28 protein-coding genes and 1 tRNA gene are annotated in these 26,336 nt (G+C 56.6%); 16 read left to right on the forward strand and 13 right to left on the reverse strand.

The genetic code is table 11. The features are described 5' to 3' along the window. Positions 1-46 precede the first annotated feature (46 nt). Together JQU52_RS04050 and JQU52_RS04055 are read right to left on the reverse strand one after the other, a co-directional pair. The gene (locus tag JQU52_RS04050; protein ID WP_230339864.1) at positions 47-1,255 is read right to left on the reverse strand and encodes an aminotransferase-like domain-containing protein; all 1,209 of its coding nucleotides are present in this window, start codon (positions 1,253-1,255) and stop codon (positions 47-49) included. A gap of 9 nt (positions 1,256-1,264) precedes the next feature. Further along, positions 1,265-1,720 (reverse strand): GNAT family N-acetyltransferase, encoded by a 456-nt coding sequence (locus tag JQU52_RS04055; RefSeq protein WP_230339865.1) that lies wholly within the window; start codon positions 1,718-1,720, stop codon positions 1,265-1,267. A 92-nt stretch (positions 1,721-1,812) separates the two neighbouring features. On the opposite strand from JQU52_RS04055, the gene JQU52_RS04060 reads away from it, so the two are divergent. Together JQU52_RS04060 and JQU52_RS04065 are read left to right on the forward strand one after the other, a co-directional pair. Beyond that, positions 1,813-2,826, forward strand: coding sequence for a PTS transporter subunit IIC (locus JQU52_RS04060; protein ID WP_230339866.1), 1,014 nt, complete (start codon positions 1,813-1,815; stop codon positions 2,824-2,826). Between the two features lie 139 nt (positions 2,827-2,965). Beyond that, positions 2,966-3,124, forward strand: a complete 159-nt coding sequence (locus JQU52_RS04065) for a DUF1328 domain-containing protein (RefSeq protein ID WP_230339867.1) — start codon at positions 2,966-2,968, stop codon at positions 3,122-3,124. 199 nt (positions 3,125-3,323) lie between these two features. On the opposite strand, the gene JQU52_RS04070 is transcribed toward JQU52_RS04065, so the two are convergent. The 3 genes from JQU52_RS04070 to lptM all read right to left on the reverse strand — a co-directional run bounded on the left by JQU52_RS04070 (position 3,324) and on the right by lptM (position 5,151). Beyond that, entirely contained in the window at positions 3,324-3,626 is a 303-nt protein-coding gene (locus tag JQU52_RS04070) for an antitoxin VbhA family protein (protein ID WP_230339868.1), read from the reverse strand. A 120-nt stretch (positions 3,627-3,746) separates the two neighbouring features. Continuing rightward, positions 3,747-4,979: a diaminopimelate decarboxylase gene (gene lysA / locus JQU52_RS04075; RefSeq protein WP_230339869.1), complete on the reverse strand. Its 1,233-nt coding sequence runs from the start codon at positions 4,977-4,979 to the stop codon at positions 3,747-3,749. After that, positions 4,972-5,151, reverse strand: a complete 180-nt coding sequence (lptM, locus tag JQU52_RS04080) for an LPS translocon maturation chaperone LptM (protein WP_230339870.1) — start codon at positions 5,149-5,151, stop codon at positions 4,972-4,974. Before lptM ends, lysA begins: the two co-directional genes overlap by 8 nt. A gap of 130 nt (positions 5,152-5,281) precedes the next feature. On the opposite strand from lptM, the gene cyaY reads away from it, so the two are divergent. Together cyaY and JQU52_RS04090 are read left to right on the forward strand one after the other, a co-directional pair. Continuing rightward, entirely contained in the window at positions 5,282-5,614 is a 333-nt protein-coding gene (gene cyaY, locus JQU52_RS04085) for an iron donor protein CyaY (RefSeq protein WP_230339871.1), read from the forward strand. A gap of 415 nt (positions 5,615-6,029) precedes the next feature. After that, entirely contained in the window at positions 6,030-6,932 is a 903-nt protein-coding gene (locus JQU52_RS04090; RefSeq protein WP_230339872.1) for a LysR family transcriptional regulator, read from the forward strand. 311 nt (positions 6,933-7,243) lie between these two features. Here JQU52_RS04090 and JQU52_RS04095 read toward each other — a convergent pair whose 3' ends face one another. Beyond that, a complete protein-coding gene (locus JQU52_RS04095; RefSeq protein WP_230339873.1) occupies positions 7,244-8,494 on the reverse strand; it encodes an aromatic amino acid transporter in 1,251 nt (416 codons plus the stop codon). A 124-nt stretch (positions 8,495-8,618) separates the two neighbouring features. On the opposite strand from JQU52_RS04095, the gene JQU52_RS04100 reads away from it, so the two are divergent. From JQU52_RS04100 to secB, 4 genes are all read left to right on the forward strand, one after another. Continuing rightward, positions 8,619-10,799, forward strand: a complete 2,181-nt coding sequence (locus tag JQU52_RS04100; RefSeq protein ID WP_230340519.1) for a primosomal protein N' — start codon at positions 8,619-8,621, stop codon at positions 10,797-10,799. A gap of 163 nt (positions 10,800-10,962) precedes the next feature. After that, entirely contained in the window at positions 10,963-12,318 is a 1,356-nt protein-coding gene (dacB, locus tag JQU52_RS04105) for a D-alanyl-D-alanine carboxypeptidase/D-alanyl-D-alanine endopeptidase (protein WP_230339874.1), read from the forward strand. 483 nt (positions 12,319-12,801) lie between these two features. Next, on the forward strand, positions 12,802-13,062 hold the full coding sequence (gene grxC / locus JQU52_RS04110) for a glutaredoxin 3 (RefSeq protein ID WP_230339875.1): 261 nt from the start codon (positions 12,802-12,804) through the stop codon (positions 13,060-13,062). A 99-nt stretch (positions 13,063-13,161) separates the two neighbouring features. Then, positions 13,162-13,623, forward strand: a complete 462-nt coding sequence (gene secB / locus JQU52_RS04115) for a protein-export chaperone SecB (protein WP_230339876.1) — start codon at positions 13,162-13,164, stop codon at positions 13,621-13,623. Between the two features lie 133 nt (positions 13,624-13,756). On the opposite strand, the gene JQU52_RS04120 is transcribed toward secB, so the two are convergent. From JQU52_RS04120 to JQU52_RS04150, 7 genes are all read right to left on the reverse strand, one after another. Next, complete coding sequence (locus JQU52_RS04120) at positions 13,757-14,980, reverse strand: chloride channel protein (RefSeq protein WP_230339877.1); 1,224 nt, start codon at positions 14,978-14,980, stop codon at positions 13,757-13,759. After that, positions 14,977-15,183 (reverse strand): hypothetical protein, encoded by a 207-nt coding sequence (locus JQU52_RS04125; protein WP_230339878.1) that lies wholly within the window; start codon positions 15,181-15,183, stop codon positions 14,977-14,979. Before JQU52_RS04125 ends, JQU52_RS04120 begins: the two co-directional genes overlap by 4 nt. A gap of 103 nt (positions 15,184-15,286) precedes the next feature. Beyond that, a complete protein-coding gene (locus JQU52_RS04130) occupies positions 15,287-16,831 on the reverse strand; it encodes a phospholipase D family protein (RefSeq protein WP_230339879.1) in 1,545 nt (514 codons plus the stop codon). Positions 16,832-16,835: 4 nt separating this feature from the next. Next, positions 16,836-17,213, reverse strand: coding sequence for a potassium channel family protein (locus tag JQU52_RS04135; RefSeq protein ID WP_230339880.1), 378 nt, complete (start codon positions 17,211-17,213; stop codon positions 16,836-16,838). 187 nt (positions 17,214-17,400) lie between these two features. Continuing rightward, a tRNA-Lys gene (locus JQU52_RS04140) sits at positions 17,401-17,476 on the reverse strand. Positions 17,477-17,534: 58 nt separating this feature from the next. Beyond that, positions 17,535-18,854 (reverse strand): D-serine ammonia-lyase, encoded by a 1,320-nt coding sequence (locus JQU52_RS04145; protein ID WP_230339881.1) that lies wholly within the window; start codon positions 18,852-18,854, stop codon positions 17,535-17,537. Between the two features lie 35 nt (positions 18,855-18,889). Beyond that, positions 18,890-19,492 (reverse strand): 5-formyltetrahydrofolate cyclo-ligase, encoded by a 603-nt coding sequence (locus JQU52_RS04150; protein ID WP_230339882.1) that lies wholly within the window; start codon positions 19,490-19,492, stop codon positions 18,890-18,892. A 139-nt stretch (positions 19,493-19,631) separates the two neighbouring features. Here JQU52_RS04150 and JQU52_RS04155 point away from each other — a divergent pair, with 139 nt between their 5' ends. From JQU52_RS04155 to ispC, 8 genes are all read left to right on the forward strand, one after another. Next, positions 19,632-19,841 carry a hypothetical protein gene (locus JQU52_RS04155; protein ID WP_230339883.1) on the forward strand — a complete coding sequence of 70 codons (210 nt, stop codon included), beginning with the start codon at positions 19,632-19,634 and terminating at the stop codon, positions 19,839-19,841. A gap of 158 nt (positions 19,842-19,999) precedes the next feature. Beyond that, entirely contained in the window at positions 20,000-20,743 is a 744-nt protein-coding gene (gene rpsB, locus JQU52_RS04160) for a 30S ribosomal protein S2 (RefSeq protein ID WP_230339884.1), read from the forward strand. A 228-nt stretch (positions 20,744-20,971) separates the two neighbouring features. Further along, positions 20,972-21,844, forward strand: a complete 873-nt coding sequence (tsf, locus tag JQU52_RS04165; protein ID WP_230339885.1) for a translation elongation factor Ts — start codon at positions 20,972-20,974, stop codon at positions 21,842-21,844. Positions 21,845-22,077: 233 nt separating this feature from the next. Further along, positions 22,078-22,797 (forward strand): UMP kinase, encoded by a 720-nt coding sequence (pyrH, locus tag JQU52_RS04170; RefSeq protein WP_230339886.1) that lies wholly within the window; start codon positions 22,078-22,080, stop codon positions 22,795-22,797. 143 nt (positions 22,798-22,940) lie between these two features. Beyond that, the gene (gene frr / locus JQU52_RS04175; RefSeq protein ID WP_230339887.1) at positions 22,941-23,498 is read left to right on the forward strand and encodes a ribosome recycling factor; all 558 of its coding nucleotides are present in this window, start codon (positions 22,941-22,943) and stop codon (positions 23,496-23,498) included. Between the two features lie 60 nt (positions 23,499-23,558). Beyond that, positions 23,559-24,305, forward strand: coding sequence for a polyprenyl diphosphate synthase (uppS, locus tag JQU52_RS04180; RefSeq protein WP_230339888.1), 747 nt, complete (start codon positions 23,559-23,561; stop codon positions 24,303-24,305). 3 nt (positions 24,306-24,308) lie between these two features. Beyond that, positions 24,309-25,124 (forward strand): phosphatidate cytidylyltransferase, encoded by an 816-nt coding sequence (locus tag JQU52_RS04185; protein WP_230339889.1) that lies wholly within the window; start codon positions 24,309-24,311, stop codon positions 25,122-25,124. Then, entirely contained in the window at positions 25,121-26,320 is a 1,200-nt protein-coding gene (ispC, locus tag JQU52_RS04190; RefSeq protein ID WP_230339890.1) for a 1-deoxy-D-xylulose-5-phosphate reductoisomerase, read from the forward strand. Before JQU52_RS04185 ends, ispC begins: the two co-directional genes overlap by 4 nt. Positions 26,321-26,336: the final 16 nt, after the last annotated feature.

Consider the following 26,336-nt stretch of genomic DNA (forward strand, 5'->3'; position numbering starts at 1 on the left):
AATCAATAAATCATACAAGACGACAAGTTGAGCCAACGCGGTAGGATTATTGAGTTTCTTTGCTATGTTGCGGCAATTGCGCCGCATACTCGGCCATGGCCGCGGCCAAGCGTTGCACGCCGGTGTGGATGGTGGCGACGTCTACGGTGCAATAGCTCATGCGAAGGTGATGGCGCTGGCTGGCATCGGCAAAAAACGGCTCACCCGGCACAAAGGCCACGCCGTGGCGTACGGCAATGTGGAACAAGTCGGTGGCCGACCAGTGTTTAGGCAGCGTGAGCCACAAGAACATGCCGCCTTCCGGTGTGGTGTGGGCAATGCCGGGTGGCAGATGTTGCTGCAATGCCGCCACCATGGCTTGTTGCTGCTGTTGGTAGGCGTGGGAAATCTGGCTGATGTGCTCATCTAAATTATTGTCTTGCAGGTATTGGTAGAGCACGCGCTGGCTGAAGTAGCCGCTGTGTAGGTCGGCGGCCTGTTTGGCCACTGCCAATTGCGCTAATACCGGTGCCGGGGCAACCATCCAGCCCAAGCGCATACCGGGAGCGCAAACTTTGGAAAACGAGCCCAACATCACCACCTGCTCCGGTGCCAAGGCGGCCACCGGCGGCAGGCTGCTGCCGCTAAAGCGCAAGGCACCGTAGGGGTCGTCTTCAATCATCAGTTGCTGTTCTTGTTGCAGCATGGTGGCCAGCTGCTGGCGGGTGGTGGCGCTGTAGCTTAAGCCGGTGGGGTTTTGGAAGTTGGGGATGCCGTAGAAAAAGCGGCATTGGTGTTGCCGCATCACCGCTTGCAGCTCGGCCACGTCAATACCATCGGTGCTGAGGGTGGCGCTGTGAAATTGCGGACGGAACAGGCGGAAAGCTTGGATGGCGCCCAGATAGCTGGGGTTTTCCAAGGCCACGGCATCGCCGGGATTGAGGAAAACCTTGCCCAGCAAATCCAGTGCCTGTTGCGAGCCGTTGGTGATCAATACTTGCTCCGGCGCCACATTCATGCCGTGGCGGGCATAGCGCTCGGCAATCCAAGCACGCAAGGGGGCGTGGCCTTCGGTGGTGCTGTATTGGAGGGTGTTGCGGCCATCGCGGCTGAGCACGTGTTCGGCGGCATGGCGGATGGCATCCACCGGAAACAGGGCGCTGTTGGGCAGGCCGCCGGCAAAGGAGATGATGTTGTCACTCTGGGTGAGCTTGAGAATTTCGCGGATAAACGATTTGGGCGTGTTGGCAATGGCGTCGGAAAAGCGGTAATCCATAATAAGCTCTTAAAGTTTTTTAGAAAAATGAAAACAATCGGCCACATAGTCGTGGCTGTAGTAAAACTTGTGCGCACGGGTGCGGAAGGTGCCGGAATCAAGCGATAAATAATGACAGCCGTTGCTGCGCGCGATATGCTCGCACTGCAATAAAATTTGGCTGCCCAGATGCCGGCCGCGCTGATTTTCGTCGACCACCAAATCCTCCAGAAAAAACAATTTGTGCTGATAGGTGTTGTGGTGCATACGGTACAAAGCAAGGCCGATGGCTTGGTGATCGGTGTATTGCACCACCAGCAAGCGGGCATGGTCGGCCAACACCCGTTGCATTTGTGTCAAATAGGCATCGAAATCCTGAAAATGCGGACGCAGGCTTTGGTGTAAGGGAAAAACGGCTTCCATCAGGCCGGCGTGTTGTTGCAAGGCGTCGGCGCTGTCGATGCTGGTGTAAATCAGAGTATGCATGGTATGGGTTCGCAGTAGGGGCTGCCTGAAAATGTTTCAGGCAGCCTGTTATTTAACCAGCAACATCATAAACAGGCGGCAAGGGAGAAGCAATGGCGGTGAAACAATTTTTGGCGGCGCGCAATATTGAATTCAGTGTGCGCCGCTACGGGGTGGATGCGCTGAACTTTATGGCGCTGGGCTTGTTCAGCTCGCTGATTGTGGGGCTGATTCTGAAAACCATCGGCACTTGGGCGGATTTGCCGTGGCTGGTGGCGGTGGGCACGCAGGCGCAAGGGGTGATGGGCGCGGCGATTGGCGTGGGCGTGGCCTATGCCTTAAAAGCCCCGCCGTTGGTGCTCTTGGCCAGCGTGGCCACCGGCACCGCCGGCGCGGCACTGGGCGGGCCGGTGGGCTGTTTTATTGCCGCGGCAGTGGGTGCGGAATGCGGCAAGCTGGTGAGCAAAACCACGCCGGTAGACATTATCGTCACCCCGGCAGTAACGCTGATGGCGGGGGTGGCGGTGGCGCAATTTATCGGCCCGGCCATTGCGGCGATGATGACCGAAATCGGCGCACTGATTATGTGGGCGGTGGAGTTGCAGCCTTTGCTGATGGGGATGGTGGTGGCGGTGTTGATGGGCATTATCCTTACCTTGCCGATTTCCAGCGCGGCGATTGCCATTGCCCTATCGCTCAGCGGCTTGGCGGCGGGTGCGGCCACGGTGGGCTGTTGTGCGCAGATGGTGGGCTTTGCGGTGATGAGCTTTAAAGAAAACCGTTGGGCCGGGCTGCTCAGCCAAGGCTTGGGCACCAGCATGCTGCAAATGCCCAATATTGTCAAAAACCCAAAAATTTGGATTCCGCCGATTGTGGCCAGCGCAGTGTTGGGCCCGGTGGCCACGCTGGGCTTTAAAATGAGCAATATTCCTTCGGGCGCGGGCATGGGCACCAGTGGCCTGGTGGGGCAGGTGGGCACCATCAATGCTATGGGCAACGCGCCTTCGGTGTGGCTGGCCATCGGCCTGTTGCATTTTGTGCTGCCGGCGCTGATTACCTTGGCGGTGGCGATGCTGTTGCGCAAAAAAGGCTGGATTAAAGAGGGTGATTTAAAGCTGGATGTGTGAGGTTGCGTTTGCTTTGCTGCCAATGGGTGTGTAGGATGGGTGCGTGGGCACGGAACGGAATTAGGTGCAGCCGTGTCCCATTTGGGTATTATGCCAATACATCACACATTCATCATTAATATTAATAAGGAGCACCTCTATGCTGCATTACGCCGTGATCTTTTTTATCATCGCCATTATTGCCGCCGTATTGGGTTTTGGTGGCATTGCCGGTGCAGCCACCGGTATTGCCAAAATTCTGTTTATTGTGTTTTTGATTATGGCGGTGTTGTCGTTCTTGTTCGGACGCAAACGCTAGCCGTTGATAAAACCGCAAAACCACCGCTGAGGCGGTGGTTTTGTTTTTCAGGCAGCCTTGATAAATGGATACGCAACCTTTGTTGCTGCTTATATTATACCAATTCTACAAAATAACCTAACTGCGTTGGCTCGCCTTGCCGTACTACTTGTACTGTCTTCTGCTCGCCGCCTTGTTATATTATTTTGTAGAATTGGTATTATAAATCTATCCACGATAAGCCCAGTTGATGCATGCGCCTAATCTTGGCTTGAATGCGAGCCGTTTCATCAGGGCATTGTTCCCGTAAAATCATATCTGCTTGTTCGTGGGTCAATTCTCCGCGAATGCGCTCCATAACAACCACTTTACCAAATTCGTCCGGCTCCGCATTTTCAAGAGCGCAACTGGCAACAATCTGAATAAAACTTTTTTTGCGCCGGGCAATTTCTTCTGCCGTAAAGTTGACCACTTTAGGCCGCTCAAACTCCACTAGCAGTGCTGCTTTGTCAATTGTTTTCATTGATATAAACCTCATTTCAGGCAGCCTGATACGCTTCTATATGCAGTATTAGGGATAAAGTTTACCTTGTGTAAATCATCAACCGTTTGCAGATATATCCGGATTAAGCAGAGTGTGTCTTCAATCCGCCAAACAAGCCTGCTCGCCTGCCAACAGCTGTGCCACGGTTTCGCGTTCGCGGATTAGGCGGTGTTGATGGCCGTGCACCAACACTTCGGCGGCGCGCGGGCGGGTGTTGTAGTTGCTGGCCATGCTGGCGGTGTAGGCACCGGCGCTGTGGATGGCCAGCAAATCGCCCGGTTCCACCGCCAAGGTGCGTGCTTTGCCCAGAAAATCGCCGGTTTCGCAAATGGGGCCAACCACATCGGCGCAAATCGGCGCAATGGCTTTTTGCTGCACGGGCTCAATGCGGTGGTGGGCATCGTATAAAGAAGGCCGCAGCAAGTCGTTCATGGCGGCATCCACAATCACAAAGTCTTTTTCTTCGCCGTGTTTGATGAATTCCACTTGGGTGAGCAGCAGCCCGGCATTGCCCACTAAGCTGCGCCCCGGTTCCAGCATCAGCTTCAGTTTCCGCCCGGCCAGGCGCTCGGCCACGGCTTGGGCGTAGGCGGCCAAATCGGGCACCTCTTCGTTGTCGTACACAATGCCCACGCCGCCGCCGATGTCGATGTGTTGCAAGGCAATGCCTTGGGCGGCCAGCGTGTCTACCAGCACCAGCAGGCGCTCCAGTGCTTCCACCAGTGGGCTTAAATTGGTGAGCTGCGAGCCGATATGGCAGTCGATGCCGGTGATGCGCAAGTGCGGCAGGCTGGCGGCGTGTTGGTAGGCGGCCAGTGCATCGGCAAAGGCAATGCCGAATTTATTGGCTTTCAGGCCGGTGGAAATATACGGGTGGGTTTGTGCGTCCACATCGGGGTTGATGCGCAGCGAAATGGGCGCGGTTTTGCCCAAGCGCGCGGCCACCGCATTGATGCGGTCTAGCTCAGGCAGTGACTCCACATTAAAGCACAGCACGCCTTGTTGCAGCGCGTATTCGATTTCGGCCACGCTTTTGCCCACGCCGGAAAAAATCGTTTTCGCCGCGCTGCCGCCTGCGGCCAACACCCGTGCCAGCTCACCGCCGGACACAATATCAAAGCCGCAGCCCAAGCGGGCGAAATGGCGCAAAATGCTCAAATTGCCGTTGGCCTTCACTGCATAGCAAATCAGTGGATTTAGCGCCGCAAAGGCGTGTTGGTAGTGGCCGAGGGCATCGGTGAGCGCTTGGGTGCTGTAAACATACAGCGGCGTGCCGTAGGCAGCGGCCAAATCAGGCAGCGGCACCTGTTCGCAGTGTAGGGTATCAGTCATGTCGGGGCTGGTTTTGCGGTTGGATGGGCTGGTTTGGCAGGCCGGTTTGTAGGCCGGTTTGTACCACGCCGAACTGGGCTTTGTCGTCTTGTTTGGGCAGATACAAATCGCCTTTGTAGCCACAGGCGGCCAAAAGCAAGGCGGTGCACAGCAATAGGGGTAATCGGGACATGGGGGTTCCATAATAAAAAGGCTGCCTGAAAGCATACCTAACGGCGTTAAGCCAAGTTTGGCCGTTATTATAGGCCAAACTATGGCAAAATAGCGCCCTACAAACAAAAAATGCGGCGGCACACAAAACCATGATGACCGAAAGTGAATTTTTACAGTTTTCCGACGATTTATTTGCCCGCATCGAAGACGAAATCGATGCCGGCGGCTGGGATTTAGACTGCCAAAGCGGCGGCAATGTGCTCACCATCGAGGCCGACAGCGGCGAGCAGGTGATTGTAAACCGCCACACGCCCAACCAAGAGCTGTGGATTGCCGCCAAAAGCGGCGGCTTTCATTTTGGCCGTCAAAACGGCCAGTGGCTGGCCACGCGCGACGGCAGCGAGTTTATCGCGGTGTTAAATCAGGTATTGTCGACAGCGTGCGGTGAGACGGTGGTGATTAAGCCTTTGGCGGCTGAATAGGCCGGATTGAAAAATCTGGCCTGTAACGGCACAAAAACGGTGATGCAAAATAAGGCTGCCTGAAGTTGTTTCAGGCAGCCTTATTTTGCCATGCCCTTTAAGCTTAAGCGGCAAAATCGTGTTGATGGATTTCAATCGCCGAGTTGCTGCCGGGCAAGGGGTGCAGGTAAGCATTGGTTGGCTTGTGCTGTTTTATTCGTAAATCGCCAAAAAGGTGTGCTTGCGCAAGCATACCCATGCTTTGTGTAGGTTGACGGTATTGATCGGCACATCGCCGATGTCATCAGAAGCAATGTCTGCCGAATGCTGCCTGAAAAGCAGCAAGGAATCCGGCCGCAGTTGGGCAAGATGCGGCAGGATTTGCTAACATAGCAGCCGTTCTGCCGCAAGCAGTGGCCATGCCGGGAAAGTTTTTATGCTGCACACCTTGATTAAACATGATTTAAAAGCGCTACAGGCTTTTGTGGCGATTGTGGAGTGCCAGGGCGTGAGTGCGGCGCAGGCGCGCTTGAATATGTCGCAATCGGCCATCAGCACCCATTTGGCGCATCTGGAAGAAAGCTTGGGCGTGTCGCTGTGCCGCCGCGGCCGCGCCGGTTTCGGGCTCACCAAGGCCGGGCATCAGCTCTACGATGCCTGCACGCTGCTGTTGCAGGCCACCGCCGAATTTCACCGCGATGTGCAAAACATCAAATGGCACCGCTCGGTGCTTTCCGGCACCTTGCGCATCTGCATGGTGGACCACATGCCCGACAGCTTTACTCAAGCATTGGCCAGCGTGATTCAAACCGCTTATCAGCGCTATCCGGAGCTGCGGCTGGCGGTAGACATCCGCTCGCCGCAGGAAATCGAAACTGCGGTGGCCACCAATCAAATGGATTTGGGCATGGGCTATTTTGCCAACCCTTTAAAAAACCTGCGCTACCAGCCGATGCTGGAAGAGCGGCAAAATGTGTATTGCCACCGCGACCATCCGGCGGCACAGGCGCCCAACCTGACTTTAAACATGCTGGAAGAAGATTATGCTTGGGTGAAACGCGGCTATTTGCAGTCGGCATTTTTGTCGGGCTTAAACCCGGTGCAGGTTACCGCCACGGCTTATCAGATGGAGGCCACACGGCTGTTTTTGCTGGCGGGCAGCCACATCGGCTATTTGCCGCAAGACTACGCCGCGCCGCTGGTGGCCGACGGCATACTGTGTGCGCTGCTGCCGCAACAGGCCACTTATTTGGTAACCCACTACGCGGTTACCCGCCCCACGCCTGATCCGCGCGTGAATTGGTTTTTAGGGCATTTAAGCAGCTTGCTGCCGGTGTGAGTGCCGGGCGACAGGTTTCAGGCAACAGTTTTCAGGGGACGGTTTCGAGTAAGCGTAGCGTGGGCTATGCCTACGAATATCAAGACGGCTGTTTGAAACCAAGCATTTTTCTACGTGAGCAACGCGCCCACGCTACCCTTAAAAATGGCCTTATACCAATTTTAAAAATAACCTAAAGCGTTGACTGAAGAACCAAGTAAATAAGCTCCGCTTGATTACTTTATTTTTCAAATTGATATGCGTAATTTTGGAATGAAAAACAGGCTGCCTGAAACCATTTCAGGCAGCCTGTGGTTCATTTTGCTCTGTTGCTAGCCCTTAAACACCGGCACCCAGCCCCATTGGCTCAGCAATTGCGCCGCAATATTGATTACGCCAAAGCTGAACACCAACAACATCAACGTCACGCCGCCGCGCACGCGGTAGCGGCCAAGGCCGAAGCGTTGACGGCTACGCCGCAACAGCATGGCGGGCACCAAGGCCGTCCACACCGCGGCGGCCAGCCCCACATAACCGATAACGGTAACAAAGCCGGTGGGAAACAGTAAACAGGCCAAGAGCGGCGGTAAAAAGGTGAGCGCGGCGGTTTTGCTGCGTCCGGCGGCATCGTCGCCCCAGCCGCACAAGTCGGCCAAGTAGTCGAACAAGCCCAGCGTCACCCCCAAAAACGAGGTGGCAATCGCCATATAGGCAAACAGCGACAGCATTTTGCCCATACCCGCCGCCGCGTGGCCGCCGTAGCGGGTGATTTCGGCAATCAATACCGACACCTGGCCGTCGGCCGCAATCACCGGCGCAAACGCATGGCGCGGTAAATTACCTTGAATGGCCAGCTGCCACAGCACATAAATCAGCAAGGCCAGCAGCGTGCCCAGCCACAAAGCCTTGGCTACCTTGGCCGCATCGCCGCGGTAGTGTTTATACAGGCTGGCCACATTGCCGTGAAAGCCAAACGAAGCCAGGCATACCGGCAGCGCAGTGAGCACATATGGCCAATAGCGCGTGCCCGCCGCCGCACCGCTGTCGAGCAACAGCGGCCATTGCGCCGAGCCGATCAAGGGGCCGGTGGCCAGCAGAAAGGTGATGACCATGCCGCCCAGCAGCACACTGGTGAGCCGCCCTACCCAGCGGCTGCTCCACACCACGCACAGCGCCAGCACGGTAAAAAACAGCAGCTGCCCCACTGGTAGCGGCACCGTTTGCCCCATGGCGCTCAGGTTTTGGGCGGTTAAATCGCCGCCCACAAAAATATAGGCATAGGTGAGCACATACAGCACAAACGCCACCGCCAGCCCGGTAATGCCGTTCCACACCGGGCCGAGTAAGTCTTTCACCAAAGTGTCGAAGCTGGCGCCAGCCGGATAATGGCTGCCCACTTCCAGCAGCATCAGCCCGGAGGCCAACATGCAAAACCAAGTGTAGGCCAGCACCAGCAGCGAGCCGCCAAACCAAATACCGGCGGTGGCGGTGGGATTGGCAAACATACCGGCACCCACCACGGTACCGGCGATAATTAAAGCGCCGCCGAGTAAAGACGGGGCGCGGGAAGGGGTGAGCGGCATGGTTGTTGGCAATCCTGTGGCCGTGGGCTATGGCCACGGCAAAAGCGGCCATTATACCGATGGCCACGGCCTGCGCGCCACCGTGTACAATGGCGGCATTTCCACCACCAAAGCTTGCGGCACCGTGATTTACCACCAACTGGCGCTCAATGTGCCGCTGGACACCCTCTTCACCTACGCCCACCCGCACAGGCTGCCTGAAGGCACGCGGGTGGCGGTGCCGTTTCGCGGTAAAACCGTGGCGGCGCTGGTGTGGGCAGCCGATGTGGCGGCAGAAATCGACAGTGCCAAAATCCGCCCGATTGCACAGGTGTTTGACCACGAGCCGCCGCTGGATGCCGATTGGCGCGCGCTGTTGCAGTTTGCCGCCCGCTATTACCACTATCCCTTGGGGCAAGCGGTGTTTGCCGCCTTGCCCCAGGGTTTGCGTGAGGCGCGGCCGGTGGCGCCGCCGCCGGTGGCGCAATCGTTTGTATTGTCGGCCACCGGCTTGACACAAGCTGCACCCAAGGCGCACCACCGCAAGCAGCTGGCCTTATGGCAGGCTTTGCAGCAAGGTGCACTCAGCCTGCCGGCGGCCAAAGCCATTCACACGCAAGCCCCATCGCTGCTGAAACAATGGCAACAACAAGGCTGGTTAGACGCCATTGCCAGCCCGGCGCATGGGGCGATGCCGCCGTCGCCGCATGTATTAAATGAAGAACAACAGGCCGCCAGCCAAGCCGTTCAGGCAGCCTGTGGCGGCTTTGCACCGTTTTTGCTGCACGGCATCACCGGCAGCGGCAAAACCGAAGTGTATTTCGACATCATGGCCAAGGTGTTGGCGGCGGGGCGGCAAGTGCTGTTTTTACTGCCGGAAATCAACCTTACCCCGCAGCTGTTGGCGCGCGTGCAGCAGCGTTTTCCCCACACCCGCACCGCCGTGCTGCACAGCCAGGCCGCCGCTGGGGCGCGTACCCAAGATTATTTGCGTGCGCAAAGCGGACAGGCCGCCTTGGTGGTGGGCACGCGGCTGGCGGTGTTCACGCCGCTGCGGCAATTGGGGCTGGTGGTGGTAGACGAAGAGCACGACAGCTCGTTTAAACAAGACAGCGATTTGCGCTATCAGGCGCGTGATTTGGCGGTGTGGCGCGCGCAACAGGCCGCCTGCCCGATTGTACTGGGCAGCGCCACCCCAAGCCTAGAGAGCTGGCACAAAGCCCGCCATGGCGACTACCGCCTGCTCAGCCTGGGCAGGCGCGCCCATCACGCCGCTGCCTTGCCGCAAATTGTGCTGGCCGATGTGCGCCGCCAAAAATTGGACAACGGCTTTAGCGCCCAAGCGCTGGCGCTGTTGCAACAAAACCACGCCCAAGGCGGCATGAGCATGGTGTATCTGAATCGGCGCGGCTTTGCCCCGGCGCTGTTTTGCGGCGATTGCGGCCACACTTTCGGCTGCCCGCATTGCTCGGCCAAAATGGTACTGCACCAACAAGCGCGCCAGCTGCGCTGCCACCATTGCGATTTCAGGCAGCCTATCCCGCGCATTTGCCCCGATTGCGGCAATCAGGATTTAACCGCCGTGGGGCATGGCACCCAGCGGGTAGAAGAAACCCTGCGCCAAGCCTTGCCCGGTGCGGCAGTGGTGCGGGTGGATCGCGACAGCACCGCCCGCAAACAAGATTGGGCGCAGTTGTATGAGCGCATCGATGCTGGCGCAGTGGATGTATTGGTGGGCACGCAAATGCTAGCCAAAGGCCACGATTTCGCCCGCTTGAATTTGGTGTTGGTGCTCAATGCCGACGGCAGCCTTTACAGCGCCGACTTCCGCGCACCGGAGCGGCTGTTTGCCGAATTGATGCAAGTGGCCGGGCGTGCCGGGCGGGCCGATGCGCCCGGGCGTGTGTTGGTGCAAACCCAATTGCCCGACCACGCCGTATTTCAGGCGCTTAAAGCACAGGATTACCCGCGCTTTGCCGATGCCGAGCTGGCGGCAAGGCAAAGCTTGGGCTTGCCGCCGTTTGCCTTTGTGGCCGCCATCCGCGCCGATGCCCCCAGCATGAGCGAAGCCGTGGCATTTTTGCGGCTGATAATCGACGAGCAGGCCAACGGCTTCAGGCTGCCTGAAACCATCAGCCAATTCGGGCCGGTGCCGATGCTGATGGCACGGCTGGCCGGGCGCGAACGGGCGCAAGTATTTTTGGAAGGCACCCAGCGGCGCGACTTGCACCACAGCATCGGCCTGTGGCGGCAACTGCTGCGCCATTTTGAAACAACACACCGCGCGATAAGGTGGTCGATTGATGTGGATCCAACAGATATTTAATACCCTAGCTAGGCCTATTATACCAATCATAAAAAATAAGATAACAAGGCGGCGAGCCGCAGACAGTACAGCTAGTACGACAAGGCGAGCCAACGCAGTTAGGTTATTTTTTAGGACTGGTATTTCAGGCCGCCGCGCGGCCGCCTTGGCATGGCTGTGTTTATTGACAACACCGGCAGTGGCGCTGGATTTCGGCCGCATCCCGCCCGAAGAAGTGGCGCTGTATGTGCAGGATTTACACACCGGCCAAGTGTTGCTGCAACACCGCGCCGACGCCAGCATGAACCCGGCTTCCACCATGAAATTGGTGACCACCTTTGCCGCTTTGCGTGCGCTGGGGCCGGACTACCGCTGGCACACCGAATTCAAGAGCGATGCCCCCGTGCGCGACGGCGTTTTGCAGGGCAACCTGTATTGGCAGGGCAGCGGCAGCCCTGTGTTCGACCAGCCTGATTTGCAAGACATGCAGGCACAATTGCGCTTGCTGGGCATCAGCCGCATCGGCGGCCAAGTGGTGCTCGATCGCAGCGTGTGGGGCAGCAGCGGCAGTGCCGACGGCTTTGAGGCCGACGAAGGCGCCCTGTTCGTTACCCCGCCCGATCCGCATATGGTGGCCTATAAAGTGTTGTGGGCTACCGCCGGCATTGATGCCGAAGGCAATCCCCAGTTCGACCTCAACCCGCCGCTGGCCGACACCCCGCGCGACATCCAAGTGGCCGTGGCCAATCGCCCGGCACGCTGCGGCAAACTGGCCAATTATTTGAGCATCCAGCATCTCAACGGCGTATTGCAGTTTCGCGGCCGCCTGCCGCAAAGCTGCGTGGGCGAAAAAATGTTTGTCAACCTGTTTGACGCACCCACCTTTGCCCGCCAAAGCTTTAGCGGACACTGGCTGGCCACCGGCGGCAATGCCGTAACCTTTGCCGAAGGCCGCACCCCGCCGCAGGCACGCACCTTGGCCGCCAACAACAGCAAGCCCTTGGCTGAAGTGCTCACCGACATGAACAAATTTTCCAATAATCTGATTGCCCGCAGCGTGTTTCTTGCCATCGGCGAGCACGAAGCCGCCGGCAAGCACACCGTGCAAAACGCCAAAGGCGCCGTGCGCCGCCAGCTCGTGGCCGCCGGATTAGACGACGAAGCGCTGGTGTTGGAAAACGGCTCCGGCCTGTCGCGGCGCGAGCGCCTCACCGCCCGCTTTATGGGGCAAATGTTGCAGCAAGCCTGGCAAAGCCCGTTTCAGGCAGCCTTTATCAACACCCTGCCCATCGGCGGCCACGACGGTACCTTAAAAGGCCGCTTTAAAAACAGCGGCGGCGGCCTGCGCCTGAAAACCGGCACCCTGCAAAACGTGCGTGCACTGGCCGGCTATTGGCTGCCTGAAAACCCGCAGCAACATCCGCTGGCGCTGGTTGTTATCATCAACTCCGAGCGCAGCGGCGGCTATTTGCCCGATATGGACAAGCTGGTGGAGCGGGTATTAAACGACACCCAAGCGCTTGAAAAAACCTTGCCCTGACCTTATTTATTTGAATCTGTGTACCGGTGTTTTAAAAGCAACCGTCGGATTAATAATGAAGATATGCACTCGGATGGAAAGTGCAGCAATTTACAAGTTATTTTGTTCAGGCTACCTGAAACGAAAAATCCGTGCAGCCTTCCCCTTGGCGCAGCCGAACGGAGCATGGTTTTGGCGGAAACAAGGGCGGTCCGGAGCGCAGCGACTCGCGAGCGCCGCCAAAAGTATGCGTAGTGAGGGAAGTTTGGCGTAGCCAAACCTGCAACCGGGGTCGCCTTTCTTTTGCTTACTTTGCTCGCCGTAGGTGCGCTTCGCGTGAGCGAAGCAAAGAAAAGTAAGTGGCCGCGCGGCCATGAAGCGCAAAGTAAAACGATTAAGAAAATGTATAAAAAACATAATCTGTTTTAAATAACTCACTTTATTTTAAAGCTTATCCATTGGTAAGTTAAACCACAGCAATCCACCAAAACCATGGAAACCGCCATGCCCACCATCACCATGTACACCACCGCCTACTGCCCCTACTGCAATATGGCCAAAGCATTATTGAAGCAAAAAGGCATCCACCACATCGAAGAAATCCGCATCGACGCCGAACCCGCCTTGCGCAGCGCCATGATGGAACGCACCGGCCGCCGCACCGTGCCGCAGATTTACATTGGCAGCACCCATGTGGGCGGCTTTGACGATTTGAACGCGCTAAACCGCGCGGGCAAGCTGGATGCTTTGTTGGCAAACGGCTAGAATGTATTACTTGAAACTTTCAGCGTTCGGGCCGTTTCAGGCAGCCTGAACATTTTGTTTTCCCACCTTTAGCCACGATTATTTTATTAAGGAAACGCCATGAGCGAAGAAGTAAAAGCTGCCGAACAGCAACCCGTATTCAGCATTGAAAAACTGTATCTGAAAGACCTGTCTTTGGAAGTGCCGCACGCACCGCGCATTTTTCTGGAAAACGGCGAGCCAGAAGTAGACATGCGCGTGGCCACCGAAAGCACCAAGCTGGAAGACGAGTTTTACAACTGCGCGGTTACTGTTACCGTTACTGCCAAGCTGGCCGATGATAAAGTGATGTTCCTCAACGAAGTCACCCAAAGTGGTATTTTCCGCATCGCCAATATCGACGACGCCGACATCCAGCTCTTGCTGGCCGTGGCCTGCCCCAACATCCTATTCCCCTACGCCCGCGAAGCCGTATCCAGCACCATCACCCGCGCCGGTTTCCCGCCGGTGCTGCTGGCGCCCATCAACTTTGAAGCCATGTACCAGCAAGGCCAAGAAGAAGGCGAAGCCGGCAACGCTTAAGGCTGCCTGAAGCCCTTAATCAAAAACCCTGTATTGCTGCGGTGTTTCATCAGCGGCAATACAGGGTTTTAATATGGATTTGAACTCTAGAGTTGTTGGTTTTATTGCTTTTATTTCACTCTATGATTTATTTTCAGGCAGCCTCGTGCTGCTGATATTTTGCATACCACCACTGCGCGGCATAACCAAGCAAAATGCCAGCAAACAAGGCACCGGTGGAGGCCAGGCCGGTAAGCAGCAACATAATCAGCAATACCGCAATCGGCTTGCCCATGCACACGGTGGCCATGGCGCCTGCTGCGCTCACAATGGCCACGGTGAGCGGTATGGCGGGCACCAAAAGGTGCACGGCGGCAGCCAGTGCGGCGGCGGCAAAAATGGCCGGGAAAAACTCACCGCCGCGCCAGCCGCCGCACAGGCATATAGTCATGGCCAAAACTTTGCCCAGCGCCAAGGCCAATAAACCCCAGAAGCCCAGCTGAATGCTGTGCTCCAGTGCATGTGCCATTTCATGATGGCCGGAAAAGCGCAGCAGGGGAAAGCAGGCGGCCATGGCGGCAAAGATGATGGATGCGACCAGAATTTGCCGGAATGGGCTGCCAATATGCGCCAGCCACTGCGGCATTTTGTGGTGCAGCTTGAGGTAGAGCAGCCCCAGTAAGGCGCCGCACAGGGCGGTGGGCAAGGCCGTGACGGCATCGCTGCCCGTTTGCGTGTAGTCGGGCAGCGGCAGGGCTTGGAAGTCGCCATGGGTGAGCCATTGGTGGCTGAACCAAAAGCCGCTTAAGCCGCAGACGGCGGCCAGAAATTTAAGCACCAACGGTGTGGCTTGGGCATCGATTTGGCCGTTGGCTTGCTCGTCTACCAAAATGGCGGCACCGGGCGGTGCGCCATACAGGCCGGACAGCGCGGCCACGGCGCCGGTGTCGCGAATCAACCGCTGCTCTTGCTGGCTGGCGGCCAGCAATAAGGAAATAATGGCCGAACAGCCTGCGGCCACGGCCAGCAAGCCTGCTTCGGGGCCAACGGCGCCGCCGAAACCCACGGCGATAATGGCCGACACGGCAATCAGCAGGGTATCGCGTTTTTTGGCTTGCAGCGGCGAATGCAGGGCGTGCAGTTGTTGCTGCACGCTGCCATCGCCCGCCGTGCCCTGATGGCGGTAATGCTGAATCCAAGCCAGAATGGCGCCGCCGATGGTGATGACGGTGAAGATATAGCCGGGATGATTGCCGTAATCGTGCGACCACAGCAGATGCTGCACGCTTTGCATCAGATACAGTACCAGCGCGGCCAGCGCACCGGCGGCAAAACCGTAGCCGATGGCAATGGCAAAGGATTTGGTGCGGATATTCATATAAAGCCTCGATTTGATGCCGAGCAGTTTATTTTTTCAGGCAGCCTTTTAGGGGCACCGCCGTAGGTTGGATTCTTGAATCCAACACTGGTTTGAAGAACAAGATATACCGATGCTAAAAATAAAACGATATTGATACGCAGCTGGATTGCCGAATCCAGTTCGGCAATGACGGTTTTATATTTCAGGTAGCCTTGATACACAACTGCGTATCTTTAGTTATTAAGCTTCGTGCATAAAAGCATTGAAAAACCTTTGGTTTTCTTGGCGAAATAGGCTCTAAAGGCTACCTGAAAGCATTGGTACTTACAGCAAATGCTCAATCGGTAGCTTAGACATCATCCACAGGCCGATGCGCTGAATGGGCCCGCTTTGCGGCTCGGTGTCCAGGGTGAGCTGGCGGCCGTTTTCCTGCGTGCGCCATTGCAGTTTGTCGTGCTTATCCAGCATCACGGCATAGGTGTGTTCGGCAACGTGTTGGTGCAGGTTTTGGCTGATGTGTTGCGCCAGCTGCGGGTGGTCGAACACCAGCCCCATTTCGGTGTTGAGCGTGGCCGAGCGCGGATCCATATTGAAAGAGCCGACAAACACATAGCGGCCATCCACGGTAAAGGTTTTGGCATGCAGGCTGGCGCCGCTGCTGCCGCCGATGGCGCCTTTTTCGGCATCGGTGATGGTGGCTTCGGGCTTGAGCTCAAACAGGCGTACGCCGTTTGCCAATAAATCGCGGCGGTATTTGGCATAGCCGGCGTGCACCACGCCCACATCGGTGGCGGCCAGCGAGTTGGTTAACACGGCCACATTTACGCCGCGCTGGGCAATGGCCGAGAGCATGTCGGTGCCTTTGCGGGTGGGCACGAAATACGGCGACACAATCATCAGCTCGTGTTGGGCGCTGTCCATTAAGGGGGTGATGTGGGCGATAACAGTGTTGTCGGGCAAGGCTTTGCCCAAGCCTTTGGCCGGGTCGTCGCTAAACAAAGTGGCGGGCGCCCAAGTGAGCGTGATGGTGTTTTGCAGCAGCTGGGCGGCAAAATCGGATTCGCGCAGGCGTTTCAGGTAGCCTTGGGTGGCCGCGTCTGGGCTGGCATCGGTATTTAACGCGGCCGCGGCGGTGTTGTTGGGCGCCAAAATGCGCTCGGCGGCGTAGGTGGATTCGCTGCGCCAGTAGCGGTCGAAATCGGTTTGGATGGCGGCCACCACCGGGCCGGTAGCGGCAACGTCTAAATCGGCAAACATCACGCCGTCGCCCGCGCCAAAATATTCATCGCCGATATTGCGCCCGCCCACAATGCTCACCACGCCATCGGCGGTAAAGGATTTATTGTGCATGCGGCGGTTGAGGCGCGAAAAATCGCTTAAATACGCCACCGGGCGGAAGTTGCGTTGCATAAAGGGGTTGAACAGCCGCACTTCGATGTTGGGGTGTTGGTTGAGCGCCAGCAGCAAGGGATCGAGCCCTTGGGTGTTGTTGTCGTCTAACAGCAGGCGCACGCGCACGCCGCGCTCGGCGGCTTTGAGCATGCTTTGAAACAGCAAATGGCCGGAGATGTCGTTGTGCCAAATGTAATACTGCACATCCAAGGTTTTTTGCGCCGCTTCGGCCAACGACAGCCGCGCCACAAACGCGTCTACGCCGTCTTGCAGCAGATAAACGCCGCTCAAGCCCGGATGGGCTTCATTTTGCGGGAAAATCGCTTGCGCTAATGGGCTGGCCGGGTCGGGCGGCAAATGGGTGCTGAGCTCATAATCGTGCGTACCCGGCAGATTTTTGTGGGTAATCAGGGCGGTGGCGGTGAGCGCCAGCGCGGCGATGCCCACTGTCCATGCTGTTTTTTTGAGCCATTTCATAAGATTAGTCCGATTTGTGTTTGGATGCTGTGCGACGCTTGCCATCGGTGTGGATCAGTTCGCTGCGGATGTGTTGCAGCAGATGCTCGGCAAAGGTGGCGGTGGTGACCACAAACACGCCGATGCCGAAAATCAGGTAGCCTACGGTAAACAATTTGCCCAGCGGCGTTTGCGGCGCAAAATCGCCATAGCCCACCGTGGCAATGGTGATCACCGAAAAATACAGCGCATCAATCCAGCCCCAGCCTTCTTGAAAATGATAAAACACCGTGGCGGTGATGATAATCATACAGCTGAGCAGCAGCAACACCCGCACTTTGGGGTTGCGCAGCGCATCCCGCGCCGCTGAACCGAAAAAGCTGTATTTAAGCGGCGCAGTCATGGCGTGTTTTCCTTCTTAAAATTGGGGGGCTAGTGTATTGGCGGCAGTGAGCCTGCGCGGTGCATTACAGCGATACGGGATGGCATGATGCAATAAGGCCACGATTGAAGCACAGTGCTCAATCGTGGCCTTATTGTATGAAGCTCGGGCGACATAATCCAGATGTTTGCGCCATCTGAATGAATTTTGGTGGGTCGTGATGGATTCGAACCATCGACCAACGGATTAAAAGTCCGCTGCTCTACCAGCTGAGCTAACGACCCAAAGAGCTGCGCATTCTAAGCATCGGTGCCGGGGCTGTCAAGCGGGCGGGTGAAAAAATTATTCGGTGCTGGCTAGGTAGGCGGCCATTTCGGCAGCGGGCACCATGCCGCCGCCGGTGGCCCACACAATGTGGTTGGCTTGGCGCAGAATGTGGTCGCTCAGATTGAGGCGGGCGCGATAGGCTTGGTCGGTGGCCACCGCAGGCAAACCGGCAAAACCGGCCAGGGCGGAAGGCTCGAGCAGGATGTTTTCGCTTTGCTGTAATTGGCGCAACCAGTGGAATAAGCGCTTATCGCTCACGGTAACGTAGCCGTCGATTAAGGGCGCCATTGCGCGGCCAACAAAGCCGGACGGGCGGCCTACCGCCAAGCCGTCGGCGGCGGTGCGGTTGCTTAAGCCCAAGTCTTGCACGGCAATGGCTTCGTGTAGGCCGGTGTGCACTCCCAACAACATACAGGGCGACTGTGTGGGCTCAACAAACAGGCAATGCACATGGTCGCCCAGCGCCATTTTCAGGCCGAAAGCCACGCCGCCGGGGCCGCCGCCCACGCCGCAGGGCAGGTACACAAATAAGGGGTGTTCGGCATCCACACGGATATGTTGCTCCGTCAATTGTTGTTTCAGGCGTTCGCCCGCCACCGCGTAGCCCAAAAACAGGGTGCGTGAATTTTCATCGTCGATAAAAAAGCAATTCGGATCGGCGGCGGCTTGGGCGCGGCCTTGTGCCACGGCGATGCCGTAGTCTTCGGCGTATTCGACCACGCGCACACCCAAGCTGCGCAAGCGCTCTTTTTTCCATTGCCGTGCATCGGCCGACATATGCACGGCTGCCTGAAAGCCCAATTTGGCCGCCATAATGCCGATGGACAGCCCTAAATTGCCGGTGGAGCCCACGGCAATGGTGTATTGGCTGAAAAACGCCCGCGCCGCCGGGGTGTCGAACACGCGATAGTCGTCGCTTTCGCGCAGCCAGCCGGCCGCCAGCGCCAATTGTTCGGCATGAGCCAAAACTTCGTAAATGCCGCCGCGGGCTTTGATGGAGCCGGATACGGGCAGATGGCTGTCCATTTTCAGCCACAAACGGCCGGGTAGGGCGGTGTCTAAGGCGGCTTGCATGGCGGCAATCGGGCGCAAGGGCGATTCAATCAGGCCGTTGGCGGCGGCGGTGTCGGGAAATACCGCGGCCAGATAAGGCGCAAAGCGTTGCAGGCGCTCGGCAGCGGCGGCAATATCGCCGCCATCCAGCCCAATATGGGGCAGGGCGTCGGCCACGCTGGTGGTGGCGGGGTTGAACCAAGCCAGCTCTTCGGCGACTTGCAGGCGCTGCAACAGCGGATATTGTTGTAATAAGGCGTGGATAGGGGGTGTGGGCGTCATGGTTTAGGCTGCCTGAAAAAGTGATAAGGATGATTTTAAAATGATGATTGATGCGAACCAAAGCGCTGTAGCCCATGTTCACACACAAACGCATCCAGCGGCATATCGTGAGCCTCGCGCGGCAATTGCGCCACTTGTTGGCAGGCAAAGCCTACGCCGATGGTGTGCGGATGCAAGCGGGCGCGGGTGTGGGCCAGCGTAACATCATAATAGCCGCCGCCTTGGCCTAAGCGGTAGCCGTGGCGGTCGATGCCCACCAAGGGCACGATTAAGGTGTGCAATTGGTGGGCGCGGATTTTGTGGCCGCTAAACTGAGGAATGCGCAAACGGCTTTGGCCGCGCGCGCGCTCGGCGTGGGCGGTATTGGCGCAGTAAGGGGTAAACCACAGGCGCAATGAGTGCGGCTCGATATAAGGCAGATACACGCGTGCACCGCGCGCCAGAGCTGCGCGCATAAAGTCATCCAAGCGCAATTCGCTGCCCACCGGCCAATACACGCCGATGCGGCGGGCGCGGCGGATGAAAGGCTTGAGTGCGCTGTTGCTGCGGCGCGTGGCATTGCGGCGTTGGCTGCGGGTGAGGCTTTGGCGGGCGCGGCGCAGTTGTTGGCGCTGGGCGGCTTTGTCGGTGCGGCTCATGGTGTCCACTTTTGGATGCGGATGGGTGCAAGGCTACCTGAAATTGGGGTGGCAGTATAGCGGGCGGCACTGGCCGTGGGTGCTGGTTTCAGGTAGCCTTGCAGATTGATTGAATGGGCTTGGCATAAAGGCGGCGGGCATGTGGTATATCATTATGGTGGGTTATTTGTTTGTAACCGTGTTATTCAGCGCGGCGCAGCCTTCTTTGGCGCGGGCGCTGATTTATTTGCTGTTTTGGTCGGTGCTGCCCACTTTGTTTGTGTTTTGGGTGGCGCGGGTGCGGCGGCGCAACCGTTTGGCCAAATTGGCGCAACACCCGCAGCCTCAGGCCGATGACCTTGCCGAATAGACTTGTTTTTAAAGCTAAAAACAGGTAAGATGCTGCGGCTTTTGTTTAAAAGCCTTTTTTATTTGTTCTTAACGCTCGCGCCGTTTGCCAAAGGGTGCTTATTTTTCAATAAGTTCTGTGCAGGTGGTGCTAGGCTTTAACCCTTTGTAAGGAATATCATGTCTCAAGTGACCATGCGTCAAATGCTGGAAGCCGGTGTCCATTTCGGCCACCAAACCCGCTACTGGAACCCGAAAATGGCTGAGTACATTTTTGGCGCCCGCAACAAAATTCATATCGTAAACTTGGAAAAAACCCTGCCCTTGTTCTTGGAAGCCCAAGACGTGGTGCGCCGTTTGGCCGCCAACAAAGGCACGGTGTTGTTTGTGGGTACCAAACGCCAAGCGCGCGAAATCATTCGTGAAGAAGCCGAACGCGCCGGTGCGCCGTTTGTGGATCACCGCTGGTTGGGCGGCATGCTCACCAACTACAAAACCGTAAAACAATCCATCAAGCGTTTGGAAGAAAAAAGCGCCTTGTTGGAAAACGCGGCTGAATCTGGTTTCAACAAAAAAGAAATCCTCGACATGCAGCGTGAAGTGTCTAAGCTGGAACGCTCTTTGGGCGGCATCAAAGACATGAAAGGCCTGCCGGACGCCATTTTTGTCATCGACACTGGCTATCAGCACGGTACTTTGGTAGAAGCCGAAAAACTGGGCATCCCGGTGATTGCGGTGGTAGACACCAACAACAGCCCCGATGGCGTGAAACACATCATTCCGGGCAACGACGACTCTGCCAAAGCCATCCGCCTGTACTGCCGCGGTATTGCCGATGCGATTCTGGAAGGCAAAGCCCAGTCTTTGCAAGAAGTGGTGCAAGCCGCTCAGGCCGCTGAAGAAACCCGCGCCGCTGCCGAATAAGGCAGGCAAGGATAAAGGGGCGTTAAGCCCCTTTTTTATACCGATACCAATCCTATAAAACAACCTAACTGCGTTGCTTCGCCTTGTCGTATATCTATACTGCCTGCGGCTCGTCGCCTTGTTATCTTGTTTTATAGAATTGGCATAATATTTTTTCAGGCAGCCTTGTGTTTATCTGAGGCTGCCTGAAAACGAAACTTTATTATAGATATATTGAAGGAGCTATAAATGGCTGCAATTACCGCAAAAATGGTTGCCGATCTGCGCGCCGCCACCGGCCTGGGCATGATGGAATGCAAAAAAGCCTTGGTGGAAGCCGATGGCGACATGGAAAAAGCCGAAGAAATCCTGCGCATCAAATCCGGTGCCAAAGCAGGCAAACTGGCCGGCCGCACTGCTGCTGAAGGCGTGATTACTTCTGTGGTGGAAGGCAATGTGGGCGCCGTAGTGGAAATCAACTGCGAAACCGACTTTGTGGCCAAAGACGAAAGCTTCCTGGCATTTGCCAAAGCCGCCGCGCAAGCCGTGGTGAGCGGCAACCCTGCCGATGTGGCCGCCTTGGGTGACGTGAAAACCGCCGATGGGCAAACCGTGGAAGAAATGCGCAAAGCCGTGATTGCCAAATTGGGCGAAAACATCAGTGTGCGCCGTTTTGAGCGTTTTGAAACCGCTAACGGCATCGTAACCTATATGCATGGCGCCAAAATCGGCGTGATGGTCGAGCACAAAGGCGGTGACGAACAAGCCATCCGCCAAGTGGCCATGCACATTGCCGCTTCCAAACCGCAAAGCGTTTCCAAAGACGAAATCCCTGCGGAAGTGATTGAAAAAGAGCGTCATATCTACACCGAACAAGCCAAAGAGTCTGGCAAGCCTGCCGACATCGTGGCCAAAATGGTGGAAGGCCGCGTCAACAAATTCTTGGCCGAAGTAACCTTGCTGGGTCAGGCTTTTGTGATCAATCCGGATCAAACCGTGGAAAAATTCTTGAAAGAACAAAACGCCGAAGTGGTGCGTTTTGCCGCTTTCCATGTGGGCGAAGGCATTGAGAAAAAAGTGGTGGACTACGCCGCCGAAGTGGCTGCCGCTGCTAAAGTGTAAGCAGGCAACCCCCATGAAGCACTCTGGATTCGGTACGCTGAATCAGGGTGCTTTTTTTTAAACAGACTGAGGCTGCCTGAAAAAATCGCATTTCACCAGTCTGTTCAAGAAAAAGCACCATACTCCTAATACCAAATACCGATTCGAAAAATAAGATAACAAGGCGAGCCAACGCAGTTAGGTTATTTTTTCGAATTGGTATAACCCAACCCAACCGACAAAAGGCCAACACCATGAGCACCCAACCCAAATACCAGCGCGTTTTATTGAAATTGTCCGGCGAATCCCTGATGGGGCCGGACGCCTTTGGCATCAACCGCGACACCATTATGCAGATTGTCGGCCAGGTTAAAGAAGTGGTGGACATGGGCGTGGAAGTGGCGGTGGTGATTGGCGGCGGCAATATTTTCCGCGGCATGGCGCAATCGGCCAAAGGCATGGAGCGTGCCACCGCCGACTATATGGGCATGATGGCCACGGTAATGAATGCCTTGGCTTTGAAAGAAGCGTTTGAAACCGTGGGCGTTAAAGCGCGGGTGCAATCGGCCTTGAGCATGCAGCAAGTGGCCGAAACCTATGCTCGCCCCAAAGCGATTCAATATCTGGAAGAGGGCAAAGTGGTGATTTTTGCCGCCGGCACCGGCAACCCCTTCTTTACCACCGACACCGCCGCCGCCCTGCGCGGTGCGGAAATGAATTGTGATATTATGCTCAAGGCCACCAATGTGGATGGCGTTTACACCGCCGACCCCAAAAAAGACGCCGCGGCCACCCGCTACCAAACCATTACTTTCGACGAAGCCATCAGCCGCAACCTCAAAGTGATGGACGCCACCGCCTTTGCCCTGTGTCGCGAGCAAAAACTGAATATCGTGGTGTTCGGCATCTTTAAAGAAGGCGCACTCAAACGCGTGGTTGCGGGTGAGGATGAAGGTACATTGGTACACGTATAAACCAGCCCGCAGGATACGGCTGGCCGCTTATTCGTTCGGATGCTTGGAAGCACCGGCCAGATAAGGTAGTATGCGCGCTGATTCATGTTCAGCAGCCTGCTGATTAACGGGCTGCCGAACCTATTCGTTTTAAGGAAGGCAATATGATTAACGACATTCAAAAAACCGCCGAAGACAAAATGCAAAAATCGCTGGATGTGCTGCGCGACAACTTGGCCAAGGTACGCACCGGCCGCGCCCATGCCGGTTTGTTGGATCAAGTGGAAGTGGAATACTACGGCAGCCCGGTGCCGGTAAGCCAAGTGGCCAACGTTACCCTGATTGATGCACGCACCATCGGCGTGAAGCCGTTTGAAAGCAAAATGGCCGGCGCGATTGAAAAAGCCATTCGCGATTCCAACCTCGGTTTGAATCCGGCCAGCATGGGCGATTTGATTCGCGTACCCATGCCCATGCTCACCGAAGAGCGCCGCCGCGATTTGATTAAAGTGGTACGCAGCGAAGCCGAAGACGGCCGCGTGGCCATCCGCAATGTGCGCCGTGATGCCAACAACGACTTTAAGCGCCTGCTGAAAGACAAAGACATCACCGAAGACGATGCGCGCCGTGGCGAAGAAAATATTCAGAAAACCACCGATAAATACATTGGTGAAGTAGATAAATTGCTGGCGCACAAAGAAGAAGATTTGATGGCCATCTAAAACCGGCCGTGCCGCACAGTAGCATCAGAGGCTGCCTGAAACAGCAACAAAGGACGTGTATTGAAAAGCAGCACCCAAGCAGTGCCGACCCATGCCGATGTGCCGCGCCATATTGCGATTATTATGGACGGCAATGGCCGCTGGGCGAAAAAGCGGCTGTTGCCGCGCGTGATGGGGCACAAAAAAGGCCTAGCGGCATTGGAAGCGCTGATTGCCGAATGCGCCGGGCTGCGCGTGTCTTATTTGACTGTGTTTGCTTTTTCCACCGAAAACTGGCGCCGTCCTGCAGACGAGGTGGGTTTTTTGATGAACCTGTTTTTGCAGTCTTTACAAAAACAGGTGATGCGTCTGCACAAAAACGGCATGCGCCTGCAAGTAGTGGGCGACCGCAGCCGCTTTACACCGGAGATTGTGGCCGGTATTGAAGCCGCCGAGGCGCTAACAGCCGCCAACACCGGCCTCACGCTCACCATTGCCGCCGATTACGGCGGGCGCTGGGATATTCTTCAGGCAGCCAATAAAGCTGTTCAGCAAGGCGCCGAGCACTTGACCGAAGACAATCTGAGTGCACATTTGTGCTTGGGTAATATGCCTGAGCCGGATTTGTTTATCCGCACCGGCGGCGAGCAGCGCATCAGCAATTTCCTGTTGTGGCAGCTGGCCTACACCGAGCTTTATTTCACCGATGTGCTGTGGCCGGATTTCGACAGCACAGCCTTGCAACAAGCCATGGCCTCATTCCATGCCCGCGAACGCCGCTTTGGCCGCACTTCCGAACAATTGCCGCCCGAACAGCAGCGCCCCTAGCCTATGTTGAAACAACGTATTCTTACCGCCCTGGTTTTGCTGCCACTGATGATTGGCATGCTGTTTTTTGCCGGCGAGCGCTTGTGGGCCGCCTTTGCCGGGCTGATTGCCTTATTGGCCTTGTGGGAATATGCGCGCATCTGTCATATGCGCGCCTGGCAAAATGCGCTTTATCTTGTGATCAGCTTCTGCGGCGGCCTGTATCTGTATCACAGCGGCTTTCGCTTCAGCCTGTGGCAACATGCGCTGGTGTTGGTGTTTTGGCTGCTGCTGGTACCGCTGTGGTTGAAATACAAATGGAAGGTTAAAGCCGATGTGTGGGGGGCATTGCTGGGCTGGTTGCTGCTGCTGCCGTTTTGGCTGGCCTTAATCAGTTTGCGTCCGAATACGGCGGCTGCGGGTTATTTACTGGCGGTGATGGGCATGGTGTGGCTGGCCGATGTGGCGGCGTATTTTGTTGGCCGCGCCATCGGCAAGCGTAAATTGGCGCCCACCATCAGCCCGAATAAAAGCTGGGAAGGCGCCATCGGCGGTGTGGTGTGTGTCACCCTCTACGCGGTGGTGCTGCAACAAAACCACTGGTTTGCGGTGAATCTGCCCTTGTGGCAAACCGTGGTGGTGGCAGTGGTGCTCACCGCCGTGAGTATTTGCGGCGACTTGCTGGAAAGCTGGCTCAAACGTGCCGCCGGCATCAAAGACAGCAGCCAGCTCTTGCCCGGCCATGGCGGGGTGTTCGACCGCATCGATTCCCTCATCGCCGTGTTAAGCGTGTATGCGGCATTGTTGGCGTGGTTTACGCTGAAAGTGGTTTCTGTATGAGTATGGTTTCCCTTACCCTTTTGGGCTCTACCGGCAGCATCGGCGTGAGCACTTTGGATGTGCTGGCGCGCCATCCGGATAAATTCCGTGTGTTTGCCTTGGCCGGGCATCGCCAAGTGGAAAAACTGGCCGAGCAATGCCAGCAGTTTTGCCCGCAATATGCGGTGGTGGCTGACGAAACTGCGGCGCAGGCGCTGAAAAGCCGCTTGCAGGCCGCTGCGGTGGCCACCGAGGTGCTGTTTGGCGAGCAGGCGCTGTGCGATGTGGCCTCCAGCGGCGAAGTAGATGCGGTGATGGCGGCCATTGTTGGTGCTGCCGGTTTGATGCCGGCACTGGCTGCGGCCAAGGCGGGTAAAACCATTTATCTGGCCAATAAAGAAACCTTGGTGATGGCCGGCGGCCTGTTTATGCACACCGTGCGCACACATGGTGCCCGGCTGCTGCCGGTAGACAGCGAGCACAATGCCATTTTCCAAGTGCTGCCTGAAAAATTTGACGGCGATTTGGCTGCCGCCGGCGTCGAGTCGCTGATTCTCACCGCTTCGGGTGGGCCGTTTTTACACACCGATTTGAATACTTTTGCCCGCATCACCCCCGCGCAAGCGGTGAAACATCCTAATTGGAGCATGGGGCAGAAAATTTCGGTGGATTCGGCCACCATGATGAACAAAGGGCTGGAGCTGATTGAAGCGCATTGGCTGTTTAATGCTCCGCCCGCGCAATTGGAAGTGGTGATTCACCCGCAAAGCATTGTGCACAGCATGGTGCGCTATACCGATGGCTCGGTGCTGTCGCAAATGGGGATGCCTGATATGCGCACCCCAATTGCTTATTGTTTGGGGCTGCCTGAAAGATTGAATACCGGCGTGGCCAAACTGGATTTGGCGCGCGTCGGCGCACTCACCTTCAGCCGCCCCGATTTTGTGCGTTTTCCGTGTTTGCAGCTGGCCTACGAAGCCATGCAGGCGGGCAATGCCGCCGCTTGTGTGCTTAATGCCGCCAACGAAGTGGCGGTGGCGGCCTTTTTGGCCAAACGCATCCGTTACACCGATATTGCCGCATTGGTGGCGTATTGTCTGCACAACCATGGCCACCAGCGTGCTGAAGCTTTAGAAGATTTACTGGCTTTAGACCAACAAGTACGCGCCGCCGCCCAGGTATGGGTGCGCAACCATTTCCGGGTATTGAACGATTGAGTTTGTGGCGGCTTCA

It is taken from the genome of Paralysiella testudinis (assembly GCF_016894345.1).
GTDB classification, from domain to species: Bacteria; Pseudomonadota; Gammaproteobacteria; order Burkholderiales; family Neisseriaceae; genus Paralysiella; species Paralysiella testudinis.

Coding starts and splice junctions, on each gene's coding strand:
- JQU52_RS04150 (WP_230339882.1), bottom strand. CDS start 19,492: ATGAGCCGCACCGACAAAGCCGCCCAGCGCCAACAACTGCGCCGCGCC.
- JQU52_RS04145 (WP_230339881.1), bottom strand. CDS start 18,854: ATGACGCCCACACCCCCTATCCACGCCTTATTACAACAATATCCGCTG.
- JQU52_RS04065 (WP_230339867.1), top strand. CDS start 2,966: ATGCTGCATTACGCCGTGATCTTTTTTATCATCGCCATTATTGCCGCC.
- JQU52_RS04055 (WP_230339865.1), bottom strand. CDS start 1,720: ATGCATACTCTGATTTACACCAGCATCGACAGCGCCGACGCCTTGCAA.
- rpsB (WP_230339884.1), top strand. CDS start 20,000: ATGTCTCAAGTGACCATGCGTCAAATGCTGGAAGCCGGTGTCCATTTC.
- lysA (WP_230339869.1), bottom strand. CDS start 4,979: ATGACTGATACCCTACACTGCGAACAGGTGCCGCTGCCTGATTTGGCC.
- grxC (WP_230339875.1), top strand. CDS start 12,802: ATGCCCACCATCACCATGTACACCACCGCCTACTGCCCCTACTGCAAT.
- cyaY (WP_230339871.1), top strand. CDS start 5,282: ATGATGACCGAAAGTGAATTTTTACAGTTTTCCGACGATTTATTTGCC.
- JQU52_RS04095 (WP_230339873.1), bottom strand. CDS start 8,494: ATGCCGCTCACCCCTTCCCGCGCCCCGTCTTTACTCGGCGGCGCTTTA.
- JQU52_RS04120 (WP_230339877.1), bottom strand. CDS start 14,980: ATGAATATCCGCACCAAATCCTTTGCCATTGCCATCGGCTACGGTTTT.
- lptM (WP_230339870.1), bottom strand. CDS start 5,151: ATGTCCCGATTACCCCTATTGCTGTGCACCGCCTTGCTTTTGGCCGCC.
- JQU52_RS04090 (WP_230339872.1), top strand. CDS start 6,030: ATGCTGCACACCTTGATTAAACATGATTTAAAAGCGCTACAGGCTTTT.
- JQU52_RS04060 (WP_230339866.1), top strand. CDS start 1,813: ATGGCGGTGAAACAATTTTTGGCGGCGCGCAATATTGAATTCAGTGTG.
- pyrH (WP_230339886.1), top strand. CDS start 22,078: ATGAGCACCCAACCCAAATACCAGCGCGTTTTATTGAAATTGTCCGGC.
- ispC (WP_230339890.1), top strand. CDS start 25,121: ATGAGTATGGTTTCCCTTACCCTTTTGGGCTCTACCGGCAGCATCGGC.
- JQU52_RS04135 (WP_230339880.1), bottom strand. CDS start 17,213: ATGACTGCGCCGCTTAAATACAGCTTTTTCGGTTCAGCGGCGCGGGAT.
- JQU52_RS04130 (WP_230339879.1), bottom strand. CDS start 16,831: ATGAAATGGCTCAAAAAAACAGCATGGACAGTGGGCATCGCCGCGCTG.
- JQU52_RS04070 (WP_230339868.1), bottom strand. CDS start 3,626: ATGAAAACAATTGACAAAGCAGCACTGCTAGTGGAGTTTGAGCGGCCT.
- JQU52_RS04050 (WP_230339864.1), bottom strand. CDS start 1,255: ATGGATTACCGCTTTTCCGACGCCATTGCCAACACGCCCAAATCGTTT.
- secB (WP_230339876.1), top strand. CDS start 13,162: ATGAGCGAAGAAGTAAAAGCTGCCGAACAGCAACCCGTATTCAGCATT.
- frr (WP_230339887.1), top strand. CDS start 22,941: ATGATTAACGACATTCAAAAAACCGCCGAAGACAAAATGCAAAAATCG.
- tsf (WP_230339885.1), top strand. CDS start 20,972: ATGGCTGCAATTACCGCAAAAATGGTTGCCGATCTGCGCGCCGCCACC.
- JQU52_RS04185 (WP_230339889.1), top strand. CDS start 24,309: ATGTTGAAACAACGTATTCTTACCGCCCTGGTTTTGCTGCCACTGATG.
- JQU52_RS04155 (WP_230339883.1), top strand. CDS start 19,632: ATGTGGTATATCATTATGGTGGGTTATTTGTTTGTAACCGTGTTATTC.